The 22,720-nt window shown below is 68.5% G+C and carries 20 protein-coding genes and 1 pseudogene; 9 read left to right on the top strand and 12 right to left on the bottom strand.

All coding sequences use genetic code 11. The annotated features are described in order from the left end of the window. The first annotated feature begins 707 nt into the window (after positions 1-707). Complete coding sequence (locus ACZ418_RS39090; RefSeq protein WP_468372628.1) at positions 708-1,310, top strand: recombinase family protein; 603 nt, start codon at positions 708-710, stop codon at positions 1,308-1,310. Between the two features lie 291 nt (positions 1,311-1,601). Here the strand turns inward: ACZ418_RS39090 and ACZ418_RS39085 are convergent, their stop codons facing one another. The 3 genes and pseudogenes from ACZ418_RS39085 to ACZ418_RS39075 form a co-directional block, all read right to left on the bottom strand. Continuing rightward, on the bottom strand, positions 1,602-3,314 hold the full coding sequence (locus ACZ418_RS39085) for a recombinase family protein (protein WP_468372626.1): 1,713 nt from the start codon (positions 3,312-3,314) through the stop codon (positions 1,602-1,604). Between the two features lie 40 nt (positions 3,315-3,354). After that, a pseudogene (locus ACZ418_RS39080) lies at positions 3,355-3,468 on the bottom strand (hypothetical protein); the annotation flags it as partial. Positions 3,469-3,546: 78 nt separating this feature from the next. Further along, a complete protein-coding gene (locus ACZ418_RS39075; RefSeq protein ID WP_468372623.1) occupies positions 3,547-4,485 on the bottom strand; it encodes a hypothetical protein in 939 nt (312 codons plus the stop codon). Positions 4,486-4,607: 122 nt separating this feature from the next. Between ACZ418_RS39075 and ACZ418_RS39070 the strand changes: the two genes are divergently transcribed. Continuing rightward, complete coding sequence (locus ACZ418_RS39070; RefSeq protein WP_468372620.1) at positions 4,608-5,525, top strand: D-alanyl-D-alanine carboxypeptidase family protein; 918 nt, start codon at positions 4,608-4,610, stop codon at positions 5,523-5,525. Positions 5,526-5,626: 101 nt separating this feature from the next. On the opposite strand, the gene ACZ418_RS39065 is transcribed toward ACZ418_RS39070, so the two are convergent. The 4 genes from ACZ418_RS39065 to ACZ418_RS39050 all read right to left on the bottom strand — a co-directional run bounded on the left by ACZ418_RS39065 (position 5,627) and on the right by ACZ418_RS39050 (position 8,693). After that, positions 5,627-6,115 carry a DUF6099 family protein gene (locus tag ACZ418_RS39065; protein WP_468372618.1) on the bottom strand — a complete coding sequence of 163 codons (489 nt, stop codon included), beginning with the start codon at positions 6,113-6,115 and terminating at the stop codon, positions 5,627-5,629. A gap of 166 nt (positions 6,116-6,281) precedes the next feature. Next, positions 6,282-6,650: a nucleotide pyrophosphohydrolase gene (locus ACZ418_RS39060; RefSeq protein WP_468372615.1), complete on the bottom strand. Its 369-nt coding sequence runs from the start codon at positions 6,648-6,650 to the stop codon at positions 6,282-6,284. Continuing rightward, positions 6,647-7,831 (bottom strand): AAA family ATPase, encoded by a 1,185-nt coding sequence (locus tag ACZ418_RS39055; protein ID WP_468372612.1) that lies wholly within the window; start codon positions 7,829-7,831, stop codon positions 6,647-6,649. Before ACZ418_RS39055 ends, ACZ418_RS39060 begins: the two co-directional genes overlap by 4 nt. Positions 7,832-8,303: 472 nt before the next feature. After that, a complete protein-coding gene (locus ACZ418_RS39050) occupies positions 8,304-8,693 on the bottom strand; it encodes a cell division protein SepF (protein ID WP_388624753.1) in 390 nt (129 codons plus the stop codon). A gap of 180 nt (positions 8,694-8,873) precedes the next feature. Here ACZ418_RS39050 and ACZ418_RS39045 point away from each other — a divergent pair, with 180 nt between their 5' ends. Further along, entirely contained in the window at positions 8,874-10,682 is a 1,809-nt protein-coding gene (locus tag ACZ418_RS39045) for a hypothetical protein (protein ID WP_468372608.1), read from the top strand. 9 nt (positions 10,683-10,691) lie between these two features. Here the strand turns inward: ACZ418_RS39045 and ACZ418_RS39040 are convergent, their stop codons facing one another. Further along, complete coding sequence (locus ACZ418_RS39040; protein WP_468372605.1) at positions 10,692-11,207, bottom strand: YceI family protein; 516 nt, start codon at positions 11,205-11,207, stop codon at positions 10,692-10,694. A 138-nt stretch (positions 11,208-11,345) separates the two neighbouring features. On the opposite strand from ACZ418_RS39040, the gene ACZ418_RS39035 reads away from it, so the two are divergent. From ACZ418_RS39035 to meaB, 4 genes are all read left to right on the top strand, one after another. Further along, on the top strand, positions 11,346-11,846 hold the full coding sequence (locus ACZ418_RS39035; RefSeq protein ID WP_468372603.1) for a MarR family winged helix-turn-helix transcriptional regulator: 501 nt from the start codon (positions 11,346-11,348) through the stop codon (positions 11,844-11,846). 85 nt (positions 11,847-11,931) lie between these two features. Next, a complete protein-coding gene (locus ACZ418_RS39030; RefSeq protein WP_468372600.1) occupies positions 11,932-13,731 on the top strand; it encodes a methylmalonyl-CoA mutase family protein in 1,800 nt (599 codons plus the stop codon). Next, positions 13,731-15,905, top strand: coding sequence for a methylmalonyl-CoA mutase (scpA, locus tag ACZ418_RS39025; RefSeq protein WP_468372598.1), 2,175 nt, complete (start codon positions 13,731-13,733; stop codon positions 15,903-15,905). Before ACZ418_RS39030 ends, scpA begins: the two co-directional genes overlap by 1 nt. A gap of 20 nt (positions 15,906-15,925) precedes the next feature. After that, entirely contained in the window at positions 15,926-16,945 is a 1,020-nt protein-coding gene (gene meaB, locus ACZ418_RS39020) for a methylmalonyl Co-A mutase-associated GTPase MeaB (protein ID WP_468372596.1), read from the top strand. 74 nt (positions 16,946-17,019) lie between these two features. Here meaB and ACZ418_RS39015 read toward each other — a convergent pair whose 3' ends face one another. Next, positions 17,020-17,289, bottom strand: a complete 270-nt coding sequence (locus tag ACZ418_RS39015; RefSeq protein WP_468372594.1) for a hypothetical protein — start codon at positions 17,287-17,289, stop codon at positions 17,020-17,022. Between the two features lie 79 nt (positions 17,290-17,368). After that, positions 17,369-18,745, bottom strand: coding sequence for an FAD-binding oxidoreductase (locus ACZ418_RS39010; protein WP_468372591.1), 1,377 nt, complete (start codon positions 18,743-18,745; stop codon positions 17,369-17,371). Between the two features lie 206 nt (positions 18,746-18,951). Between ACZ418_RS39010 and ACZ418_RS39005 the strand changes: the two genes are divergently transcribed. Then, on the top strand, positions 18,952-19,998 hold the full coding sequence (locus ACZ418_RS39005) for a zinc-binding dehydrogenase (RefSeq protein WP_468372589.1): 1,047 nt from the start codon (positions 18,952-18,954) through the stop codon (positions 19,996-19,998). 24 nt (positions 19,999-20,022) lie between these two features. On the opposite strand, the gene ACZ418_RS39000 is transcribed toward ACZ418_RS39005, so the two are convergent. Then, positions 20,023-20,991: an antibiotic biosynthesis monooxygenase gene (locus ACZ418_RS39000; RefSeq protein ID WP_468372586.1), complete on the bottom strand. Its 969-nt coding sequence runs from the start codon at positions 20,989-20,991 to the stop codon at positions 20,023-20,025. Between the two features lie 116 nt (positions 20,992-21,107). Between ACZ418_RS39000 and ACZ418_RS38995 the strand changes: the two genes are divergently transcribed. Beyond that, positions 21,108-21,674 (top strand): nucleoside deaminase, encoded by a 567-nt coding sequence (locus tag ACZ418_RS38995; RefSeq protein WP_468372584.1) that lies wholly within the window; start codon positions 21,108-21,110, stop codon positions 21,672-21,674. Positions 21,675-21,701: 27 nt separating this feature from the next. On the opposite strand, the gene ACZ418_RS38990 is transcribed toward ACZ418_RS38995, so the two are convergent. Further along, positions 21,702-22,655 carry a helix-turn-helix domain-containing protein gene (locus ACZ418_RS38990; RefSeq protein WP_468372581.1) on the bottom strand — a complete coding sequence of 318 codons (954 nt, stop codon included), beginning with the start codon at positions 22,653-22,655 and terminating at the stop codon, positions 21,702-21,704. Positions 22,656-22,720: the final 65 nt, after the last annotated feature.

Raw genomic sequence — 22,720 nt, 5'->3', positions numbered from 1 at the left:
ACCCTTGCTCCAAGTGATAGATCTGTTCTCTTTAAAAATTCCATGGCTAGGACTCCTAAAAAACTCAGGGAATGTGGATATGGTTTCTCGCTCACACATCTAATTATATCAACATTCCGTTCCATCAACGGAATCACTCCGTTTCATTGACGGAATCCTAGAAACACCGAAGGCACTCAGCCGGTTAATTCCAGCTAAGTGCCTTCTGGTTTTTGTTCGGTCGTTATGCGTATGGGTTTATGACTTCTTTGGCTCCGCCCCATGCTGTGATCCCATCAGGGCCGGAGAAGGTGGCTCTTCCAGGGGTGTTCCCTGCTGGCGTGGTGCCGCGTGCACTGCCGTAACCGTGCAGGAACTCACGGGCGCGCCCGGAACCTTCCTTGTACGCGTTGAGGGTGTCGCCTAGCGGTGAGTCCGTGGCTGTGTCGGCCACGTCGTCTATCGCTCCCAGGTCCGGCATGACTGCTGCTGTTGGATCGCTCATTGGCTCTCTGCCTTTCTCTGTGTGTGGCCTCCCGCTCTCTCCCTCTCCATTGTCTCAAGGTTTGTAGCAAGATTGCTGTTCATCAAACGGTCGTTTGCTGAACCCGTGCCGACACAGCCCAGGTTGACCCTGCGGATAGCTGAATCTGTTCATCAACCCGTTCATCTATCTGGTAGTGTTCATCTTGTTAGGGCAGGGGTTTGATGAACACGGAGGGGTAGTCATGGCACTTGTGGGCCTGGTTCGAGTGAGCACCGACCGTCAGGAGACGGCTCGGCAGCACGACGCACTGAATGAGGCAGGGTGCGTGAAGGTCTTTGAGGAGAAGATCTCTGGGAAGCTGACTGTCTCGGAGCGCCCTGGTCTCGTCTCGGCACTGGAGTACATGCGCGAGGGAGACATGCTCACGGTCCAGGAAGTTGACCGGCTCGGCCGGAACCTCCTTGAGGGTCTGCTGATGCTGACTGAGCTGTTCGAGCGTGGCGTAGCCGTGAAGGTGCTGGATGGTGTGGCCAAGGGTGAGCACACAGAGCGCAGCCTGATCCTTGACCTTGCTTTCGCTCTGGCAGAGGACCGGCGCAGGGACATCGTGAAGAAGACGAAGAACGGTCTTGAGGCTGCGAAGAAGCGTGGTCGGGTAGGTGGACGCCGACCGGTCATGAACGAGGCTCTGACGGCTCAGGCTGTGGCGTTGAGAGACAAGGGATTCACCATCCGGCAGATTCAGCCGCACCTCACCTACAAGACGGGGAGTGGAGAGAGCCGTAACCCGTCCGTCGGTGCCATCTCTCAGGCTCTCCAGGCTCATGACGAGAGCCAGAACTGACGCTCCATCAATTCCCTCTGGTCTTGGACCGGGGGGAATTTTTTATGGAATTTATACCCAAAAGATTACTGCAAAGATTTTCCGAAAAAGACTTGACAAACTTGAATTTCGAGGTACCCCACCCTTAAGAAACTTTATTAAGGTTTTGCCCTGCCTGGTCATTCGCGAGTTAGACGAGTCACTACCCAGACCAGTATCCGGAAGAGGGCTCCAGAAGACACAGAAAAGCCCCTGTGACGCCCTCCCAACTCGGGAAGGTATCCAGGGGCTCTCTCGGGCTCTCTCGGGTTCTCAGACGCTCTCAGGGGCGCTCAAGAGCTTCTGGTGTAGCTGGTCAATGACCTCTGGAACCTCAGACGTGTCCACCAACTTGCTTGGGAAGTCCCTGAGTTCCGGGTTCGTCCAGTGCGCCGGTACGTTCCAGCCGTTCAACTGCCATCCCTCAACAGAGGCGGAGTCCAGTCCCGCAGCTTTGGCAAGTTCCTGTAGGTCACCGAGGAACACGACTACGCCGTGACTCGCGTTGAGAAGTGCGCTCTTCCAGACGTAGACCCGTACGTCCCTGCCTGTGAGGTAATCCCTACGTTCCTCGGTGCGCATGCCTCCCCACTTCTGAGCCCACGTCAGACCAGTCTCTACGTATCGAGTCACTGAGGGACGCACAGGCTTGGCTTTCAACTCCGCCTGTTTCTTGGTGAGGTTCCCGTGCATACGCCAGTAGGACTCTTCCTTCTCTGGCTCGTCGTACCGGCCGTTCTCATAGTCCTTCTCCAGCCTGAGCAGACGTGCTGTGACCTGCTCCAGCTCTGCTGTGTGGTCCTCCCCCGGCTCGGTCACCTTCACGACTTCCGGGAGGCTTCCCAGCTTGTCCAAGAGGACTCCCTCAAAGATCTCATTCAGGAAGTCCTCTGGAATCCGAGCGGGCGCGTTACAGGGCATTCCCTTGGAACGGGACGTACAGGAGTAGTGCCGGTAGATCTTGACTTCCCCCGTTGCCAGAGTCTTCTTCAGTCGGTGACAGAACATCCGTGCTCCGCAGCTTCCGCACCGTGCAACCCCTGTCAGCAGAGAGGCTTGGTTGGTACGCCGGATGTTCGATACGCCACGTGACTTGACTGCCGCTACGGTGGCTTGCCATTCGGCATGAGTGAGAATCGGGTACTCCGTAGCCATTACGAGGTTTCCCTCTTGATCCTCGTACGGCTCACCCTTGTATGCGAGGAAGCCAGCACAGGCAGGGTGCTTGAGGATGTTCTGAACAACCCTGGGAGTCCAGTTGGTTCCCTTGGGCTCTGTCAGAGCGTTCCCGTTCCTGCGCTTTGGGTCCTTCCCTCTCAGTACCCGCAGATAGTCACGCCACGTAAGTACTCCCTTGGCGTTCAGCTCTCGGGCTATCTGGTTCGTGGAGACTCCAGCACGCACCCGCTCTGAGATCTCCTTCAAGAGCTTGGCGTACTTGGTTTCCGGGACCAGGACGTAATGCTTCCCGTCCGGTGAGTCCGCATAGACGTAGCCGAACGGCGTAATACCACCCGCGTACAGGCCGTTCCGGCGTAGGTAGTCACGTGCGTCAGAGACACGTTGCCGGATCTTCTCTAGCTCTGCTGCTGCCTGAGTGGCTTTGGCATAGGCAATGAGCCGTCCGTTCGTACTGTAGATATCGAGCGACGGATCATCGAGAACGACGATCTTCTTCCTCCAGTCCAGAACGTTCTTGACGAACGCCATGAAGTGGAGGTCATCACGGCTCAGGCGGTCCTGTGTGGTGACTGCCAGCACATCCCACTTCTCCCGCCCTTCCTCGGTGAGCCAGGGACCCATAGAAGGGCGCTCAGGGAGGTCTACAGAGCCGGACACCGACCTGTCCTCCACCACACCGGCCACGGGGTAGCCGAGTCCCTTAGCCCACGTGTGGAGGTGTTCCAACTGCCTTGGGATGGACGTTGATTCGTCGGTGTCCACGCTGATCCGTGCGGCGAGTAGCGCCCTCTGTGTCTCTGCCATGAGGCAGAGCGTAGGGCAGTTTCAACCTACGTATCTACGGAGTCCCGTAGGACGTGGAGAACCGCTGCGCCTTGTCGGGGTGCTTGTGCAGCAGGTACCCGAGGTCGGTGGCCGGGTGGGCGGCGTCGCCGCGCGTGGAGATCGTCAGGAACACATGACCGATTCTTCCGGTATCAGGGCCCGCTGACCACCGGTTTTCTCATCGTGAGCCGCCTTTCGCCCCGGGCCGCGCTCAGGATCCGTGCGCGGTGATCGTCCGGGCCTTGCGCATCGCCCGTTCGTCCGCCGCCCGCATCGCGTCCAGCTTCTCCTTGTTCCCGCCGATGACGGCCTTCTGCGTGCGCGCTTCGAGGGCGTGCACGGCCGGGACGTAGCCGGTGTCGAGCTTGCACCGGGCGTCGGCGGCCGCCGTCTTCTGCTCCTTGCCCGACGGCTTCTCGTTCCGGTACCAGGCGATGTCCGTGGCCGCCTGGTCCGGGTCGGAGTAGTGGAAGCCCTTCTTCTTCATGCAGGCCGACCAGGCGCGGTCGGCCTTCTTCCACGCCGGGTCCTTGCTCGCCTTCTTGTGGGACTCGTACCAGAGTTCGAGGGCGAGCGAGTAATAGCCGGACATTTTGACGCCGTTGATCTTCGTCGCCTCGGGCGGAGGACCGTAGATCCTCCGTGTCGCCTGGCCCAGGCAGCCGCCCTCGGGGATGCGGTGGCCGTGCGCGAAGTGGCTGTCTCCGGATGCGAAGGTGCCGGTGAGGGCGGCGTACTGGTCGGCGGGCCACTCCTGGGGCTGGGCGGACCCGTCCGGTTTCCGGTTGTGGTAGCCGTGCTCGGCGGCCAGGTCGGGGTCGACGACGCCGTACGGGCTGTCGTCACCGGGTGTGCCCTCGCTCGTGAGCGTTCCCTCCCGGACCGGGTAGGTCGACCCGAGGGACTCGGGGTCGAGCACCGCGAAGCCGGTGAACCCGAGCCGGACCATGCACTGCTTCCCGAGGATCCACTGGGCCCTGCTGACGTCCTTGCCGCCGTCCGACTCGGGGTCCGGGAGATAGGCGTGCAGCGGGAAGGACGCCATGGTGTTGAGGCGGCGGGCCTGCTCGGCCGGGTCGTCGTGGTCGGCGAGGCCGCATGCCGACAGGGTCAACAGGCCGGTGAGGGCGAGAGGGAGGATTCTGCGCACCCGGCCATCCGATCAAGCATTGATCCGTTGCGCTGTGGCGGAGCCCACAGTTCCGACACAAGTCGTTCATATCTGCGGCATAGTGATCGACCGTCAACTGACCACTGACTGAAGGGGGAACCATGTCCCACGGCCACGGAGCCCGCGCCGGCAGAAGAGCCGTCGTCGCGGCACTGGCGGGTGCGGTGCTCGGTACGGGGGTACTCGCGGCCGCTCCCGCCCAGGCGGCCACGGCACCGCAGGTGTCGGCCCAGGGCGCGTTCGCGCTGAACCCGGCCACCGGCAAGGCGCTGTTCGGCAAGGCGCCGGACGGACGGCTGCGGACCGGATCCACGACGAAGATCATGACCGCGCTGGTGGTGCTGTCCCAGCCGCATGTGAACCTCGACCGCAAGGTGCAGATCAAGAAGGAGTACACGGACTACGTCATCGACCCCACCACGCACACCCAGCGCTACTCCAGCGCCCACCTGATCCTCGGCGACTCGATGAAGGTGCGCGACCTGCTGTACGGGCTGCTGCTGCCCTCGGGCTGCGACGCGGCCTATGCACTCGCGGACACCTACGGCACCGGGTCGACGACGGCCCAGCGGACCAAGTCGTTCATCGCCAAGATGAACGCCAAGGCAGGCGAGCTGGGCCTGACCAACACCCACTTCGACTCCTTCGACGGGGTGTCCAACGGCAACAACTACGCCTCGCCGCGCGACCTGGCGAAGCTGGCCGGGGTCGCGCTGAAGAACGCGACCTTCAAGAAGGTCGTCGGCACCAAGCAGTACAAGGACATGCAGTCCTACCGGCCGGGCGGCGGAACGCACGCGATGCAGCCGTGGGACAACACCAACAAGCTGCTCGGCTCCTACCGGGGCGCGATCGGCGTGAAGACCGGATCCGGACCGGAGGCACAGTTCTGCCTGGTGTTCGCGGCGACCCGGCTCGGCCGCACGGTCGTGGGCACGGTGCTCGCCGACACCTCGGCGGACCAGCGTTTCCAGGACGCGACGAAGATCCTCGACTACGGCTTCGCGCAGAGCGGCTGAGGTAGCTGAGGGGCCGCCGCCGTGGTGCACGGCGGCGGCCTCCGGCCCGACCTCATCGGCACCGTCCGGCGCCGGCGCCGCAGCGGCCGGCCTCGGCCGAGTCACACGCCCGACGGGCTGTTCCGGTTGCCGTTCTCCTGTAACGCCTCCTCCCGCGCCGCCAGCTTGCGCAGCATCTCCAGGACGCGGTCGCGGGACTCGTCGGCCGCGTCGATGGCCTCCATGCACTGCCAGTACGTCGTCTCGTCGTCGGCCGCGCTCGCCATGCCGACCAGGGCCATGCCGACCTCGCCGAGCAGATCCCCGAGGCAGAGCAGGGTCTCGCGGGCGTCGGCCAGCTCGGTGAGCTGGGCGGCGCGCAGGTCGCCCAGATCGAGTGCGGGCGGGTCCAGGACTCCGCAGCCCCGGCCCGCCAGTTCGGTCAGGCCGAGCGCCTCGCCGCGCAGCTCGGGCGGGCCGGAGACCGCGAGCCGGCTGCCGATCGCCTGGGCCAGGGCCTGCGCCTGCCACACCTCCGACATGAGCTCGGCCGCGTCGGCACCGCACGCCAGCGCACGCCTGCTCGTGAGGATGAGCCCTATCGCATCCATGCGTCGCCCCCGTCCTTCCGCGTGCTTCCTCGCACGCCCGCTTGAACTCCCTTGGTCACTACCCAGAGTGAAACCGCTCGGGGTGAAAAGCCAGAGGTAGACGGAAATCTGTGGACAACAATTCGGATTCGACAGGCAGTTCAACTCCGGAGAGTAATAGTGGAGTTCAGCCCTCCGGCGGTTGAGGGCGCTCGGACGCGCCGTGCGCCCCCGGCACCGGGAAGCGCCGTTCGTTGCGGTCGATCTTGGCGTCCAGGGCCGCCAGCGGGTCGATGCCGAGGACATCGCAGAACTGCAGCAGATAGGCGAGGACGTCGGCGACCTCGTCGGTGACCCGGTGCGCGGTGTCCGGGTCGTCCATCACGTGTGCGGACTCCTCCGGCGTCAACCACTGGAAGATCTCGACCAGTTCGGAGGCCTCCACGCTGAGCGCGGCGACGAGGTTCTTGGGGGTGTGGTAGGGCTGCCAGTGCCGCGCGGCCGCGAACTCGGCGAGCCTGCGCTGGAGTCGGGCCAGGTCAAGAGGTTCCGTCACGCGTCCAGGTGTACCACTGCGACGCCCTCGGTCCCGGTTGCCCACGAGGCGTCGCTCACCGCGCCCACCCACCGGATGTGGCCGCGCTCGCCCATCCGGACGGCCGTCCGCAGCAGCTCCCGGCGCTGGGCGGGGTCGAGGCCGCGGTCGAAGCCGTCGGCGAGGACGGTGAGGGTGCGCAGGGCGTCGGGCACCTCGCCCGGGGTGTCCACGTCCAGGACGCCGGGCCCGGTCAGCAGCACCAGCGCCAGCGCGAGATAGCGCAGTTCGCCGTCGCCGAGCCGGGCGAGTTCGGTGCGCAGCCCGTCGCCGCGGTCGAGCAGCGCCCGTACCGTGCCGTCCGGCAGCGGCTCCGCGACGAGATCGGTCACCGGCCCCGCGCAGCCCGCGCGCAGGACGTCGACCAGCAGGCCGTGCCGGCGGGCGCATTCCGCGCGGGTGCGCCACAGCACGTCGGCGAGGTTGCCGCAGCCGGACAGCAGCCGGCCGGAGCCGGTGGGCACGGGGGTGCGCATGCACTCGGGGCGGGGGTCGCAGGGGAAGACGGAGCGCAGGGCGACCACCATCTGCTCGGCCGCGGCGAGCACTTGGCGCTGCCCGTCGGTCTTGCCGGCCACGCGCAGCGGCAGCAGGGCGGTGCCGAGGCGGTCGTCGGGGAGCGGGCCCCGGGTCACCGGGGCGGAGCCGGCGGTGTGCCAGGCGGCCTGGACGGTACCGCGCCCGGGATCGCGCAAGGCGGTCTCCAGCAGAACCACCCCGCCCGCGGTCAGCCGCTCCCCCACGATCCTGAGGTCCGGTTCGGCCTGTACGGCGACGTCGAGCCGGACCGGTCCCTCGGCACCGTCGGCCGTACAGCCGATCCGGAAGCCGCGCCGCCCTCCGGCATCGGGACGCGCCCGCTGCGGTACACAGGCCACCGGGTCCGGGAACACCTCGAAGAGCGAGGCTCCGCCACCGAGCCGGGCCAGCGCCTCGTACGCCGTGAGCGCGTTCGTCTTCCCCGCTCCGCTGGGCCCGGCGAACAAGGTGACGGACCCCAGCGGAAAGCCGGCCCGCCGATGCCCGGCGAAGGCCGACAGCCGCAGCTCGGTGATCCGGGCACGTACATCGGGGGACCGCCGGGACTGCGCGGGAACGGTCCCGGCGGCGGGGGGCTGAGCGGACACGGAAGGCACGGCCATGTCCGGACCGTAGAACCCGGCCCGTCTGCCGAACCGTTTCCTGCCGGCACCTTCCTACGAACGGGCGGTCGGGCGGGCGCGAACGGGACGAGGGGACACTCGGTCGGGTGACACCGGACGACCGACGCCGCGACCTCCGGACACGCACACCACCACACACCGCCGCGAACCCAGCCGCCGCACTCGACCGCCACGCATCCCCTCAGCCACCAGGCCGGGAACGCCCGCGCCCCACACTCACCCCGAAGACCCCAGCCTCAACCGCGCCCAGCACCCCACACGACCACCAGGCGCACCCCCCAGCCACCCGACCACGAACACCCGCGCCCCACGTCACCCCAAAGACCCCAGCCTCAACCGCGCCCAGCACCCCACACGACCACCAGGCGCACCCCCCAGCCACCCGACCACGAACGCCCTGGCCCCACACTCACCCCGAAGACCACCCCGCTCGGCAGCCGGAGGCGGCGGGTCAGCCGCCCGACACCCCCGCCCCTTCCATCAGGCCGCTGACCTCGGTGCCGGGTGGGGTGAGGAGGAACACATTGCGGTCGACACGGTGCATTCCGCTGCCCAGGCCGAAGACCACGCCCGTGCTGAAGTCCAGGACGCGCTTGGCGACCTCGGTCTCCGCGCCGGTCAGGTCGAGCAGGACCGGCGCGCCGGCCATCAGGGTCTCGGCGACTTCCCGGGCGTCCGCGAAGACGTTGACGCGCAGCACGACGAACCGGCGCCGCGTCTCGGTCTCGGCGTCCGGCAGCGAGCGGTGGTTCACCGCGGACGGCCAGGCGTCCCGGCCCCGCAGCGGCACGACCTGGGCGAGCCCTTCCCACTGTTCATCGGTGACGTCGTAGCGGCTCACCGGCTCCCCCCGACCTGACTCTCACTCCATGCCTGCACCAGCCAATTCTTACGCCAAGTCACCCGTTCGGCCCAACAGCGACACACTGCGCGACCGATCCGGTGCCGCACGGCCGGAAGCGACCTGCGTCACATGTACGATTACGTCCGTTTCTTACCGCCCTCATACCCGACTCTTCACATGCCGCCACGCCCCGCTCACCGGCTGCCGTTAGCGTCCAGTGCCGTGCACTTGGCAGAAACACAGCAGGTGACAGCCGGCCGGCGGACTCAGTCGGCGGTGTCCGCCGTACCGGTCGCCCGCGCGGAGCTCCATGAGCCACCCGCGCAGTGGCATCGCGTGCTGACGCTGCTCGCCGACGTCAGCCTGTTCATCGGCACGCGCGCGGTGTGGACGCAGGCGGCCACGCACAGAGTGGCCCTCGCGGGGGTCATCTCCGTCTGCTACGCCTCGATCCTGGTGACCGGCGTGCTCACGCTGACGGTCCGCCGGGCGCGTTCGCTGGCCCGTCTCGACGCCGTGGTGCTGGTGACCGCGATCGCGCTCACCCTGTGCACCTGGGCGCTGAACCACGCGGGCGGCGACGAGGCGGTCCTGACCACGCAGGCCGCGAAACAGATCGTCGGCGGGCACCTGGTCTACGACCAGCCGTGGCCGTGGCTCTTCCACATCAAGGGCGTCGCCCTGACGGCGACGACGACCGGCGGCTACGACTACACGTACGGCTATCCCCCGCTGGCACCGCTGCTCACCGTGCCCTTCCTGTGGCTCGGCCACACCGGGGCACCGGCGACGCTGGCGGTGACGGTCGTACTGATCGTGGGCGCGGTGGTGCTGTGGCGGCTGCTGCCGACGCCATGGCGGTCGGCGGCCACGATGGTCTGCCTGGGCTTCAGTTTCCTGCCGATGTACGCCCGTCAGGGCTACCCGGCGATCATCGGCCTGGTCCTGCTGGTCCCGGTGGTGGTGCGCTGGCCGCGGTTCGGCGCCGGGGGCCGGCTGGGTCCCGCCGGGATCGCACGGGCCGCGTGCATCGGGGCCGCGTGCGCGGCACAGCAACTCCCCTGGTTCGTCACACCGTTCCTGCTGGCCGGGATCTACGCCGTGCGCCGCGGTGAACTCGGCGGCCGGGCGGCCACGCGGGTGGTGCTGCGGATCGCCGGGATCGCGGCCCTCACCTGGGTGCTGATCAACGCGTACTTCATCGTGACCGAGCCGGGTCCGTGGTTCCGGGGCATCGCGCTGCCGCTGACCCAGGGCGCGGTGCTGCACGGCCAGGGTCTGGTCGACATCTCCCTGTACTTCACGCACGGCAGCGACCGGCTCGACTGGTACGGCCACGCGAGCATGCTGCTCGCCGCGGCCCTGCTGGTGCTGTTCGTACTGTTCGTGCGGCGGCTGGGCCCGGCCGCGACCGTGCTGCCCTGGTGCGCCTTCTACCTGGCGACCCGGTCCCAGGACGGCTACTACCTGATGTACACGCCGCTGTGGCTGACGGCGGCGATCACCGTCCCCCTGTCGGAGTTCAGGAACGCGTGGCAGCCGCGCCCCCGGTGGCTGACGGGCCGGCGCCGTCGGCCCGCGCTGGCCGCCGCCGTGGCGCTGCTGGTGCTGCCCGCGCTGGTGAGCGCGACCCTCGCGGTGTCGGGGAAGCCGCCGCTGCGGATGGACATCACGGCGGCCCGGCACGCCTCGGCGCACACTCTGTCGGCACTGACGGTGAAGGTCACCAACACCGGGAGCAGCGCGCTGACCCCGCACTACATGCTGACGAGGGGCCAGGGCATGAACCGGTACTGGTCGCTCGCGCACGGTCCGGCCACGATCCCCGCGCACACCACGGCGACCGTCCAGCTGCGGGCGCCCAAGGGCGGCTTCCCCCTGCCCGGGAAGAAGGCCACGCACATCCGGCTGCGCGCCTTCACGGCAACCCCGCAGACGCTCTCCACCAAGGACGTGAGCCGGGCCGAGCTGGGCATGAAGGGCTGAGCGGGCGTCTCAGGCCCGCGCCCGCGTGAAGCGAAGCTGCGCCGTGACCGTGGTCAGGCCGCGCATCATGCCCAGCTGGTTCCAGCCCATGCCGAACTGGTCGCGGTCGACGCTGAACTCGGCGTCCAGGGTGAGCGCGTCGGCACCGGCGTCGGTCAGACGCGCGGTGAGGGTCACGGGCCTGCTGACGCCCCGCACGGTCAGCTGACCGGTGACCCGTACGCCGTCGCCGTCGAGGCGGTCGGCACCGCGGACGGCGAAGGTGATCTCGGGGTGGTTGTCGGCGTCGAAGAAGTCGGCCGAGCGCAGGTGGGTGTCCCGCTTGGCGTGCTTGGTGTCCAGGGAGGCCGCCTCCAGGGTCACGGTGCCGGTGGCCGAGCCGTCGGCGTGCACCTCGCCCCCGCCGGCGACCGCGGTGAACGTGCCCTTCACGGTGACGAGTCCCCACATGGTCTTGTGCCGCAGTCCCACGGTGGACGCGGCCGGGTCGAGCTGCCAGGTGCCTGTCTGCACGGCGACGGTCATGGTCGTACTCCTGATTCGAGTGGTTCAAATTTGGATGACTGACAGTCACGCTAGCGCGTCATCCAAATTTGAACAACCCACTCCTCCAAAACTGAACAACCTTCTGGTCCAAAATTGGACAACAGGTAGACTCGATCCATGTCCACATCCGACGCGCACCCCGCCGACCGGCTCGAATGCCCCGCCTCCGCGGGCAGCCTGCTGCCCCCGGAGCTGCGCGCCTGGATGATCCTGCTGGCCGCCACCGGCGCCGTGGAGCAGCGGCTGCGGTCGGTCGTGAAGGAGACCCTCGACGTCTCGCACGACGAGTTCCTGATCCTGTGCCTGCTGGCGGAACAGCCCCGCACCGGACTGCGCATGACCCAGGTCGCCGACCTCCTCGGCCGCCCCAAGACCCGGCTCACCTACCAGATCGCCTGCCTCCAGCGGGCCGGCCTGGTCGTCCGCACCTCGGTGTGCGGCGACAAGCGCGGCGTTCAGGTCGCCCTCACCGACAAGGCGCGCGACCTCCTCGACGAGACGTCCACCCTGCTCGCCGGAACCGTCCGCCAGGCCCTCGCCGACTCCATGGGCCCCGACCAGCGCGCGGCCATGTGCGCGCTGGTCCCGGACCTCGACGAGGAGCCCTCCGGCGGCTGAGCGGCGCAGGTCACAAGCGCAAGGAGGGAAACCTCACAGCCCCCGCGCTGCACTCACTTGAGCATGCTGCCCTAGCATCCGAGCCATGACGGTCCTGCCTGACGACGGGCTCTCACTGGCCGCCGAGTTCCCTGACGCGACGCACGAGCAGTGGCAACGCCTGGTCGAGGGCGTGCTGCGCAAGTCGGGCAAGGAAGTCTCGGGCGCGGCAGCTGAGGACGCCCTGTCCACGACGCTGGAGGACGGGCTGCGCACCCGGCCCCTCTACACCGCGCGCGACGCCGCGCCCGACCCCGGTCTGCCGGGCTTCGCGCCGTATGTGCGCGGCAGCCGCCCCGAGGGCAACACCGCGGGCGGCTGGGACGTGCGGCAGCGGCACACCGCCCTCGCGGACGGTGCCGTCCTGGCCGACCTGGAGAACGGCGGCACCTCGCTGTGGCTGGTGCTGGGCGAGGGCGGCATCCCGGTGGACGGGCTGGGCCGGGCGCTGGAGGGGGTCTACCTCGACCTGGCGCCGGTCGTCCTGGACGCGGGCCGGGACACCGGGCGGGCCGCCGAGGCGCTGCTGCGGCTGTCCGCGGACAAGGGCGTGGCCGCCGAGGCCGTACGCGGCAATCTGGGCGGCGACCCGCTCGGGTACGAGGCCCGCACCGGTACGGCGCTGGACTTCGCGCCGTACGCCGCCCTGGCCGCACGCTGCGCCGGGCAGTACCCCGGGCTGCGCGCCCTCACCGTGGACGCGCTGCCGTACCACGAGGCGGGCGGCTCGGCCGCGCAGGAGCTGGGCGCCTCGCTCGCCACCGGTGTGGCGTATCTGCGGGAGCTCACCGAGGCGGGGCTGAGCGTCGAACAGGCCGCCGGGCAGCTGGAGTTCCGTTACGCGGCCACCGCCGACCAGTTCCTCACCATCGCCAAGCTGCGCGCCGCGCGCCGGCTGTGGGCCCGGGTCGCCGAGGTCTGCGGGGCCCCTGGCGCACAGGTGCAGCACGTGGTGACCTCGCCGGTGATGATGGCCCGCCGCGACCCGTGGGTGAACATGCTCCGCACGACCGTCGCGACACTCGCCGCCGGGGTCGGCGGCGCCGACTCCGTGACCGTGCTGCCGTTCGACCACGCGCTCGGCCTGCCCGACGCGTTCGCCCGCCGCATCGCCCGCAACACCTCCACGATCCTCATCGAGGAGTCCCACCTGGCCCGGGTCATCGACCCCGCGGGCGGCTCCTGGTACGTCGAGCAGCTCACCGACCAACTCGCCCAGGCCGCCTGGGAGTTCTTCCGTACGATCGAGCGCGACGGCGGCCAGGCGGCCGTACTGCGCTCCGGCCGGCTGCGCACCGACCTCGCGACGACCTGGGCGGAGCGCTCCAAGAAGCTCGCCAAGCGGCGCGAACCCATCACCGGCGTCAGCGAGTTCCCGCTGCTGACCGAGAAGCCGGTGGAGCGCGAGCCCGCACCCGAGCCGCCGTCCGGCGGTCTGCCCCGGGTGCGCCGGGACGAGGCCTACGAGGAGCTGCGCGCCCGCTCCGACGGCCACCTCGCCGCGACCGGCGCCCGCCCCCGGATCTTCCTGGCGACCCTCGGCTCCGCAGCCGAGTACACCGCCCGCGCGACCTTCGCCGCCAACCTCTTCCAGGCCGGCGGCATCGAGCCGGTCACCGAGGGCGCCTTCGAGGACAGCGGCGCCACCGAAGCCGTGCTGTGCTCCAGCGACGCGCTCTACGCCGAACAGGCCGAGCAGGCCGCCGAGTCGCTCAGGGCGGCCGGGGCCCGGCATGTGTTCCTGGCGGGCCGGGGCGCGTACGCCGGCATCGACTCGTACGTCTTCGCGGGCTGCGACGCCATCGACGTGCTGTCCGCGACCCTCGACCGCATGGGAGTGTCCTGATGGGAATCCCCGACTTCTCCGGCATCGAGCTGGGGACGCCGGTCGCCGACGGCAGTGCCGAGGACTGGCGCGCAGCCGTCGAGCGGGCGACCGGGGTACAGGAGCCGCTGTGGGAGACCCCGGAGGGCATCGGGGTCAAGCCGCTGTACACCGGCCGTGACCTGGAGGGCCTGGACTTCCTGGGCACCTACCCGGGCATCGCGCCGTATCTGCGCGGCCCCTACCCGACGATGTACGTCAACCAGCCCTGGACGATCCGCCAGTACGCGGGCTTCTCCACCGCCGAGGAGTCCAACGCGTTCTACCGGCGCAACCTGGCGGCCGGCCAGAAGGGCCTGTCGGTCGCCTTCGACCTGCCCACGCACCGGGGGTACGACAGCGACCACCCGCGCGTGACCGGTGACGTCGGCATGGCGGGCGTGGCGATCGACTCGATCTACGACATGCGGCAGCTGTTCGACGGGATCCCCCTCGACAGGATGTCCGTGTCGATGACGATGAACGGCGCGGTGCTGCCGGTGCTCGCGCTGTACATCGTGGCGGCGGAGGAACAGGGCGTACCGCCCGAGAAGCTGGCCGGAACCATTCAGAACGACATTCTGAAGGAGTTCATGGTCCGCAACACCTACATCTACCCGCCGAAGCCGTCGATGCGGATCATCTCCGACATCTTCGCGTACACCTCGCAGCGGATGCCCCGCTACAACTCCATCTCCATCTCCGGCTACCACATCCAGGAGGCGGGCGCGACGGCCGACCTGGAGCTGGCGTACACGCTCGCGGACGGCGTCGAGTACCTCCGCGCGGGCCGGGAAGCGGGCCTGGACGTGGACGCGTTCGCACCGCGACTGTCCTTCTTCTGGGCGATCGGCATGAACTTCTTCATGGAGGTCGCCAAGCTGCGGGCGGCCCGGCTCCTGTGGGCGAAGCTGGTCTCCCAGTTCGACCCGAAGAACACCAAGTCCCTGTCCCTGCGCACCCATTCGCAGACCTCGGGCTGGTCGCTGACCGCGCAGGACGTGTTCAACAACGTCACGCGTACGGCCGTGGAGGCGATGGCGGCGACCCAGGGCCACACCCAGTCGCTGCACACCAACGCCCTCGACGAGGCCCTGGCCCTGCCGACCGACTTCTCGGCGCGCATCGCCCGCAACACCCAGCTGCTCATCCAGCAGGAGTCGGGCACCACCCGGGTCATCGACCCGTGGGGCGGCAGCGCGTACGTGGAGAAGCTGACGTACGACCTCGCGCGCAAGGCCTGGGCGCACATCCAGGAGGTCGAGCAGGCGGGCGGCATGGCGCAGGCCATCGACGCCGGCATCCCGAAGCTGCGCGTGGAGGAAGCCGCGGCCCGCACCCAGGCCCGCATCGACTCGGGCCGTCAGCCGGTGATCGGCGTCAACAAGTACCGCGTGGAGAACGACGAGGCGATCGAGGTCCTCAAGGTCGACAACTCCGCCGTACGCGCCCAGCAGATCGAGAAGCTGCGCCGGCTGCGGGAGGAGCGGGACGAGACCGCGTGCCGGGACGCGCTGGACGCGCTGACGCGGGCCGCCGAGGGCAAGGAGAACCTGCTGGAACTGGCCGTGCGCGCGGCCCGCGCCAAGGCCACCGTCGGCGAGATCTCCGACGCCCTGGAGAAGGTGTACGGCCGGCACGCGAGCCAGATCCGTACGATCTCCGGCGTGTACCGCAACGAAGCAGGCCAGTCCCCGACCGTGGACCGCACCCGTGCCCTGGTGGACGCCTTCGAGGAGGCCGAGGGGCGCCGCCCGCGCATCCTGGTCGCCAAGATGGGCCAGGACGGCCACGACCGCGGCCAGAAGGTGGTCGCGACCGCCTTCGCCGACCTCGGCTTCGACGTCGACGTCGGCCCGCTGTTCCAGACCCCGGAGGAGGTCGCCCGGCAGGCGGTCGAGGCGGACGTGCACGTGGTCGGCGTGAACTCGCTGGCCGCCGGTCACCTCACCCTGGTCCCGGCGCTGCGCGAGAAGCTCGCGGAGGAGGGTCGCGAGGACATCATGATCGTGGTCGGCGGGGTGATCCCGCCGCAGGACGTGCCGACGTTGCGGGAGATGGGCGCGGCGGAGGTGTTCCTGCCCGGGACGGTGATCCCGGACGCTGCGTACGGCCTGGTGAAGCGGCTGTCGGCCGACCTCGGCCACGAGCTGTAGCGGGGGCTTGCGGGGTGGCGGTGATCGATCTCGACACGTATGTGAAGGGCGTGCTGGACGGAAAGCGAGCGATCGTGGCCCGCGCGATCACGCTCGTGGAATCCACGCGCCCCGCGCACCGGTCGCTGGCGCAGGAGTTGCTGACCCAGCTGCTCCCGCACAGCGGCCGGGCGCGGCGGATCGGCGTGAGTGGGGTGCCGGGTGTCGGCAAGTCGACCTTCATCGACGCGTTCGGCACCATGCTCACCTCGCTGGGCCACCGGGTCGCGGTCCTGGCGGTCGATCCCTCCTCGACCCGCACCGGCGGCTCCATCCTCGGCGACAAGACGAGGATGGAGCGCCTGGCGGTGGATCCCGCGGCCTTCGTCCGCCCCTCCCCCAGCGCGGGCACGCTGGGCGGGGTCGCGAAGGCCACCCGGGAGTCGATGGTGGTCATGGAGGCGGCGGGCTACGACGTGATCCTCGTCGAGACGGTCGGCGTGGGCCAGTCGGAGACGACGGTCGCGGAGATGGTCGACTCCTTCCTCCTGCTGACCCTGGCCCGCACCGGCGACCAGCTGCAGGGCATCAAGAAGGGCGTCCTGGAACTGGCCGACGTGATCGCCGTCAACAAGGCGGACGGACCGCACGAGCGCGACGCGAAGGCCGCCGCCCGTGAACTGGCGGGCGCGCTGCGTCTGATGCACGGCAAGGAGGCGTTCTGGAGCCCGCCGGTGCTCAGTTGCAGCGCCCGTGAGTCGTCGGGCCTCGACACGGTCTGGGAGCGCCTGGAACAGCACCGCACCCTGCTCGACTCCACCGGCCGGCTGACCGCCAAGCGGCGCGACCAGCAGGTCCGCTGGACCTGGGCGATGGTTCGCGACGAACTGCTGGGCCGCCTCCACGCCGACCCGGCGGTGCGGGAGGCCGCGCCGGACCTCGAACGACAGGTCAGGGAAGGCCGGTTGACGGCGACACTGGCGGCGGAACGGATTCTGGAGGCGTTCGGGGGGCGTACGGCTCCGCCGACGGCCGACAGGACGGCTGGACCGGCAACCTGACCCTCGGCTGTGCAGGAGTCCGGTTCGGTTGCCGACACGCGGTGGTTTCGCTGGGTGTGGCCTGTCGGGTGCGGTCAGCGGTGTGCCGGTGTCCGGGCGGTTTCGCCGGTCTGCTCGGGGGCGGGGGTGCGCTGGGCCACGATCCGTGTCGTGGTGGCGGTGCCGCGCACGGCGAGGGCGGTCAGCGGCAGCAGGGTGAGTACGGCGATGCCGGCGCCGACCAGGGGCGGTCCGGTCGGGCCGAGGGAGGACTCCAGCGCCGTACCGGCGATCGCGGATCCGGCGGCGATGCCCGTGTTGAAGGCGGAGGTGCTCAGCGCGCCGCGAAAAGCGGAGAAATCCATCCCGGGAGGGAAACTTCCTGGGAGGAATCTCTCCCCCCTTGCGCAGGCGCGAGATGTGGCCGTCGCACAGAGGGGTCGACTACGGCGCGGCCTCGTCCGGTGACAGGTAGGAGCAGAAGACGCCGTCCGGGTCGTACCGCGTTCTCAGGTTCCCCAGGCGCTGCCAGTCGTCCGCGGTGAAGGAGCGGCGGGCACGGGACGATGCCGCGGTGAGGTCCGCCTCGGCGATGTAGTGCCCCGTTCCGAAGGGTTCCACCCTGTGTATCGCTTCCCGCAGCCAGCCGATGTTGGCGGCGTCCTGGCGGGGGTCGTCCCAGACGGCGTAGGGCACGACATAGCTCTCCCCGAGCACCGAGAAGGCCATGTCCGGCGGCGGCCGGCCTGCGGGCGAGAACGGTGCGAGGACCAGCGATCTGTTCGAAGGGGCCGAGTCCACGACATCCGCGAGCTCGCCGAGCAGTGTGGGGAAGCCGGCGTCCGACCACAGGGTGTCCGCTGCATAGCGGAGTTGCGGAGGCCACAGGGCGGCGGAGGAGTCGTACAGGGCCTCGAACGTCGTCGGCTCGTCCAGTTGATGGGAAAGGGAGCCTCGGCGCAGGGGACAGTCGCGCAGCGGCAGGAGGAACTCGCTTGCTTCCTGTCGCGACGGGGCGAAGGCGGTACCGGTGACGGTCACCGCTCTGCGGCCCGGCTCTGTGCCGGGGTCCACCGTGCCGAGGGAGAAGCTCAACTCGACGTTCGGGGAGAGCCCCACGGCCAGCTCGGTGGCCCACTGCGTCACCTCGGTGACGTTCGCGAGGGAGAAGGTCCAGCTGGTGCTCGTGATCGCGCCGGGGTGGGGATACAGCCTGAGGCGGAAGGCGGTGACCGCGGCGAAGAAGCCGGGACCCGCTCCCCGGGCCGCCCAGAACAGGTCCCTGTGCTCGTTCTCGCTGCAGGTGACCGGCTCCCCGTCCGCGGTCACGGCTTCGATCTGCTCGACACTGGCGCACGCCGGCCCACGGGCCCCGGAGTTCCAGCCGAGCCCTCCGCTGAGGAGATATCCGCCGACGGCGACGGACCCGCAGTGGCCTGTGGGGAAAGCGAGTCCGTGACGGCCGAGTTCCGAGCTGAGCTGTACGCCGGTGACGCCGGGCTGCACCGTCGCCGTCGCGGAGGCGGGGTCGACGGCGCAGCCGCGCAGCCCGGACAGGTCGATGAGCATGCCCCCGTCGCGCAGGGCCGACCCGCACCAGCTGTGTCCCCCCGACCGTATGGCGACCTGAAGGCCCTGGGACCGGGCCAGGCGCACCGCTTCCACGACATCACCGGCCGACGCCACGCGAACGATGACGTCCGGGAACCGCGCCGGTGTGAGCGCGTTCCATACGACGGCCCTGCGGATGTCCTCGTAACCGGCGTCTTTCCGCCGTACCGACAGTTCCCCGAGACCGCGAATCTGCGTGTAGCGGCTCATCCTGCACTCCTTGCCCCGTCACCCGCGGTCTGCACGCCCTCGGGCAGAGGAGTTGCGGAGACCGCCGATGTACACGACGCTGAAAGGACGTCGCTGTTCAGTGATGAGCCAGGGCGGTTCGGGCCTTTACAGTTTACCGCGGAGCCCGCGGGGAAACGACTCGTGACCGGCAGGGATGGCCCACAGACACCATGAAATGCTTCGTCATGAGGAACGTCGGCGAGGTCGCCGTCCTCGACAAACGTGTTCCGGAACCGGGACCGAATGAGGCCGTGGTGCGTACGACCACCGCGATGATCTGCAGTTCCGACGTCCATACGGTGAGGGGAGCGATCCCGGTAGCCCCGGATGTCACCCTGGGGCACGAGGCCGTGGGAACGATCCATGCGCTCGGCTCCGCGGTGGAAGGACTCACCGAAGGTGAACGCGTGGCGGTGGGCGGAGTCACGCCCTGCTTTCAATGCGAATTCTGTCAGCGCGGTCTGTCCTCGCAATGCGGAGGCAGAATGATGGGTGGAGCCAGGTTCACCGTGCAGCGGGACGGCAACCTGGCGGAGTACTTCCTGGTGAACGACGCACAGGCGAATCTCGCTCCGATTCCCCAGACACTGTCCGACCACCAGGCTTTGTACGCGACGGACATGCTGTCGACCGGGTTCGTCGCCGCCGAACACGCTGAGCTCGACTTCGGGCAGACCGTCGCCGTCTTCGCTCAGGGAGCGGTGGGTCTTTCGGCCACCATCGGGTGCCGGCTGCGCGGCGCCGGATTCATCATCGCCGTCGAATCGCGGCCCGAACGCCAGGAACTGGCCCGTCACTTCGGTGCCGATGTGATCGTCGATCACACGCACTGCGATCCCGTCGAGCGCATCCTTGAACTGACGGACGGGCAGGGTGTGGACGCGGCCATCGAGGCGCTGGGCACACCGGGTACCTGGGAGGCGACGTTCCGCGTCACCAAGCCGGGCGGCCACATCTCCAATGTCGGCTACCACGGCGAGGTTCCTGAACCACTGAGGATCCCGCTGGAGCCCTTCGGATACGGGATGTCCGACAAGCATGTCCACGGCGGGCTGAACCGAGGAGGCAGGGAGCGCCTGAGGCGGATCTTCCGGCTGATGGAGCACGGCAGGGTGGACCCCACCCCGATGACGACCCACGCGTTCGGCTTCGACGAGGTCGAAAGGGCATTCCGGATGATGGAAGCCAGGGCAGACGGCATCATCAAGCCGCTGATTCACTTTGGCGGTTGAGGGTGGGCGATACGCCCTCTGATCTCAGCCGGTGAGACCGAAAACCGCGAGGAGCGCCGCGTAACACACCGCCACGACGGCCGCACCCACCAGATCGGTGCGGCGCGAACGCGGTCGGTCGGGTGCCAGCCAGAAGGCCAGGGCACGGTTGACGACCCGTGGCATCAGAAGCCAGGTCAGAAGCGAAACACTCAGCACGTTCGAGATGAAAAGGCCGAGGTACCCCGCAACGCCGGCATGCGTGAGGGCGCGGCCTACGGTGAGGTTGAGCACCATGACGGTGGGGTAGAGCGCGAGAAGAACGGACATGGCCTGCTTCCAGTTGGGCGGGACACCCGCCTGCTCCCCTTCGCCGAAGCGGAACCATCCGCTGAAGGCCGACGCGATCTTGCGCACGTCGTAGTCGGCGAAGTAGTCGCGCCCCTCGTCCAGCAGTTTCCTGCGGACATCCGACTGCAGCCACTGGTCGAGGTGTTCGCGGGTGTCGAACCGGAACACAACGACCCAGCGGTCCTGGATGCCCTCGACGGGCGAGAAGAGTTCGGCCCCCATGAAACCCGGGCACTTGTGCTGGGCCCTCAGGACCTTGTCCTGCCAGCGCTCGAAGTCCTGCTCGCGACCTCGCCGCACCGTGTGGGAGACGACGGCCGTCACGGCTTCCTCAGCCGGTTGCCCTCCGCGCAGAACCTCCTGGGAGGGCTCCTCCTCGAACAAGTCGCGGCTGGCGTCGAGGAGTTCCCGGCGAGTCGCCGACCCGAGCCAGGCGCTCAACCGGTCGACGTCCGAGAAGCGGAACACCACGACCCACTGGTCGTCCTCGGCGGAGTCGGGCGGGTACAGCTCCGATCCCTCGAAGCCGTCGAAGGCCCGTACGGCCCGGTTCACCTGCTCCTGCCAGCGTTTGTAGTCCTCCTCGCGACCGGGCACGACCTTCTGCGAGGTCACCACGGTTGCTCCGGCGGCGCCACGGCCGCGGTTTGCGCTGGCGCTCATACGGAGTAGCGTAGCCATAAAGGGACTTATGAGACAAATGGAGAAAATGTCATCAAGCTCCCCGAATCCTGTGCAATCGATCGGAATGCCCGAGCCGGTGCGGAGTGGAGGTCGTCATGGGTCACAAGGAGTGCATGGCGGAAGCGGTACGGCTGGCCACGGAGTCGGTGGAGCACGGCTGGGGCGGCCCGTTCGGTGCCGTGCTCACCCGGGACGGCGAGATCATCGCCCGCGGCCAGAACCGCGTCCTTTTGACCGGCGACCCGACCGCACATGCCGAGATAGAGACCATCCGCAAGGCGTCCCAGCTCCTCAACGAGGAGGCGCCCACCATCTCGGAAGAGCACCAGAACGAGGGCACCCTGGAATACGTGCCGCGCCCCGAAGGCTCCCCCGACCCGGTCCCGGAGCGGGCCCGGATGCTCCAGGGCTGTTCGATCTACATCAGTGGCGCACCGTGCCCCATGTGCATGAGCGCCATCTACTGGTCGCGCATCGACAACGTCTACTTCAGCTGCGACCTGGACGCCACGCGGAAGATCGGCTTCGATGACATCTTCCAGTACGAGGACTTCCAGAAGCCGCTGGACCAGCGCCGGATCCACATCGAGCAGATCCATCCGGAGCTGGGCGCGAGCGCGTACGAAGCCTGGGAGACGAAGCCCGACCGGCACGCCTACTAACGGATGTGTAACGCCCCCGCCGGAGTGTTACCTCGGGCCGTCCGTCACGGAGGTGGTGGCCGGGGTGGGCGGGTTCGGGGGCTCGGTGAGGTGCTGGGTGCCGCCCGGGGAGGTGCAGGCGTGCACCCCGGAGGTGAGCAGAACACACGCCTTGGCCGTTGAGGGGCTCGGCGCGGCGACCATAGCGCTGAACGTGTCGGTGTCGTAGTGGACCTTGTTCTGGTATGTCCGGCCCCCCTCGCCGACAACCCGGGCGATGTCGCCGGGGTGTCCCCAGCTGATACGGGACCAGGCAGCCTTGCAGGCATCGCTGTAGCGCAGCTCCACGTAGACCCCGGCGACCTTGTACAGGGCAGCGGTCCAGGCGTCGCCGCCGCAGCCGGTTTGTCCGGGGTTTTTTCCGGCACAGCTGTCCGCGAAGCAGTTCACGTCGAGTTGCCTGGTCGGTGCGTCCTTGACCACGGCGCCGTCCCGGTCGCCGTGCGCGCCCGAATGCCGGCCGAAAGCGCCGTAAAGCGAGACGGACAGGCCAACGACGGCGGCCAGGGCGACCACCGTCCGGATCAGCTGCCGCCGGCCGAACCGACGGCTCACGGACGGCGGCTCTTCGGCCTGTGCGGCGGGAGCGCGCTCCGTTATGGGAGCGGATTCCTCGAACGGCCGGTCGTGGCCGTCGGCGGCATCGCGGGGCCCGTCCGTTTCACTGGTTCCATGGTCGTGCCAAGCGGTGTTCGCCAGTTCCCACAGCGCCACGAGCCGGGCGGGATCGGCGTCGGCCAGCTTTCCGAGGGAGGTCACCGCGTGCTGCGGTGGCAGTGCCTTGCCGTTCAGATAGCGTTCCCAGGAGGACTTGCTGTACGGGGTGCGGCCGCCGAGTACGGCCAGACTCAGCCCGGCGTGGTCCTTCAAGTTCCGCAGTTCGGCGACCAGATGCCGGACGTCCGAGGCGAGGCCGCCGGGTAACGGCTTCCAGTCAGTCACGTACGCCCTCCGGGCCAGTGCTCTCCGGGATCATCACTTTCTTCCCTACTGTATCTACGCGGGCG

It is taken from the genome of Streptomyces sp. NPDC030820, assembly GCF_055572075.1.
This window is presented reverse-complemented; position numbering and strand designations above follow the sequence as displayed.

What these genes read in the sequence shown, in the direction of transcription:
- ACZ418_RS39055 (WP_468372612.1), bottom strand. Translation starts at nt 7,831, where the DNA reads ATGGCCGTGCCTTCCGTGTCCGCTCAGCCCCCCGCCGCCGGGACCGTT.
- ACZ418_RS39010 (WP_468372591.1), bottom strand. Translation starts at nt 18,745, where the DNA reads ATGAGCCGCTACACGCAGATTCGCGGTCTCGGGGAACTGTCGGTACGG.
- ACZ418_RS39005 (WP_468372589.1), top strand. Translation starts at nt 18,952, where the DNA reads ATGAGGAACGTCGGCGAGGTCGCCGTCCTCGACAAACGTGTTCCGGAA.
- ACZ418_RS39065 (WP_468372618.1), bottom strand. Translation starts at nt 6,115, where the DNA reads ATGGATGCGATAGGGCTCATCCTCACGAGCAGGCGTGCGCTGGCGTGC.
- ACZ418_RS39040 (WP_468372605.1), bottom strand. Translation starts at nt 11,207, where the DNA reads ATGACCGTCGCCGTGCAGACAGGCACCTGGCAGCTCGACCCGGCCGCG.
- ACZ418_RS39090 (WP_468372628.1), top strand. Translation starts at nt 708, where the DNA reads ATGGCACTTGTGGGCCTGGTTCGAGTGAGCACCGACCGTCAGGAGACG.
- ACZ418_RS39030 (WP_468372600.1), top strand. Translation starts at nt 11,932, where the DNA reads ATGACGGTCCTGCCTGACGACGGGCTCTCACTGGCCGCCGAGTTCCCT.
- ACZ418_RS39085 (WP_468372626.1), bottom strand. Translation starts at nt 3,314, where the DNA reads ATGGCAGAGACACAGAGGGCGCTACTCGCCGCACGGATCAGCGTGGAC.
- ACZ418_RS39070 (WP_468372620.1), top strand. Translation starts at nt 4,608, where the DNA reads ATGTCCCACGGCCACGGAGCCCGCGCCGGCAGAAGAGCCGTCGTCGCG.
- ACZ418_RS39045 (WP_468372608.1), top strand. Translation starts at nt 8,874, where the DNA reads ATGCCGCCACGCCCCGCTCACCGGCTGCCGTTAGCGTCCAGTGCCGTG.
- scpA (WP_468372598.1), top strand. Translation starts at nt 13,731, where the DNA reads ATGGGAATCCCCGACTTCTCCGGCATCGAGCTGGGGACGCCGGTCGCC.
- ACZ418_RS39035 (WP_468372603.1), top strand. Translation starts at nt 11,346, where the DNA reads ATGTCCACATCCGACGCGCACCCCGCCGACCGGCTCGAATGCCCCGCC.
- ACZ418_RS39000 (WP_468372586.1), bottom strand. Translation starts at nt 20,991, where the DNA reads ATGAGCGCCAGCGCAAACCGCGGCCGTGGCGCCGCCGGAGCAACCGTG.
- ACZ418_RS38995 (WP_468372584.1), top strand. Translation starts at nt 21,108, where the DNA reads ATGGGTCACAAGGAGTGCATGGCGGAAGCGGTACGGCTGGCCACGGAG.
- ACZ418_RS39015 (WP_468372594.1), bottom strand. Translation starts at nt 17,289, where the DNA reads ATGGATTTCTCCGCTTTTCGCGGCGCGCTGAGCACCTCCGCCTTCAAC.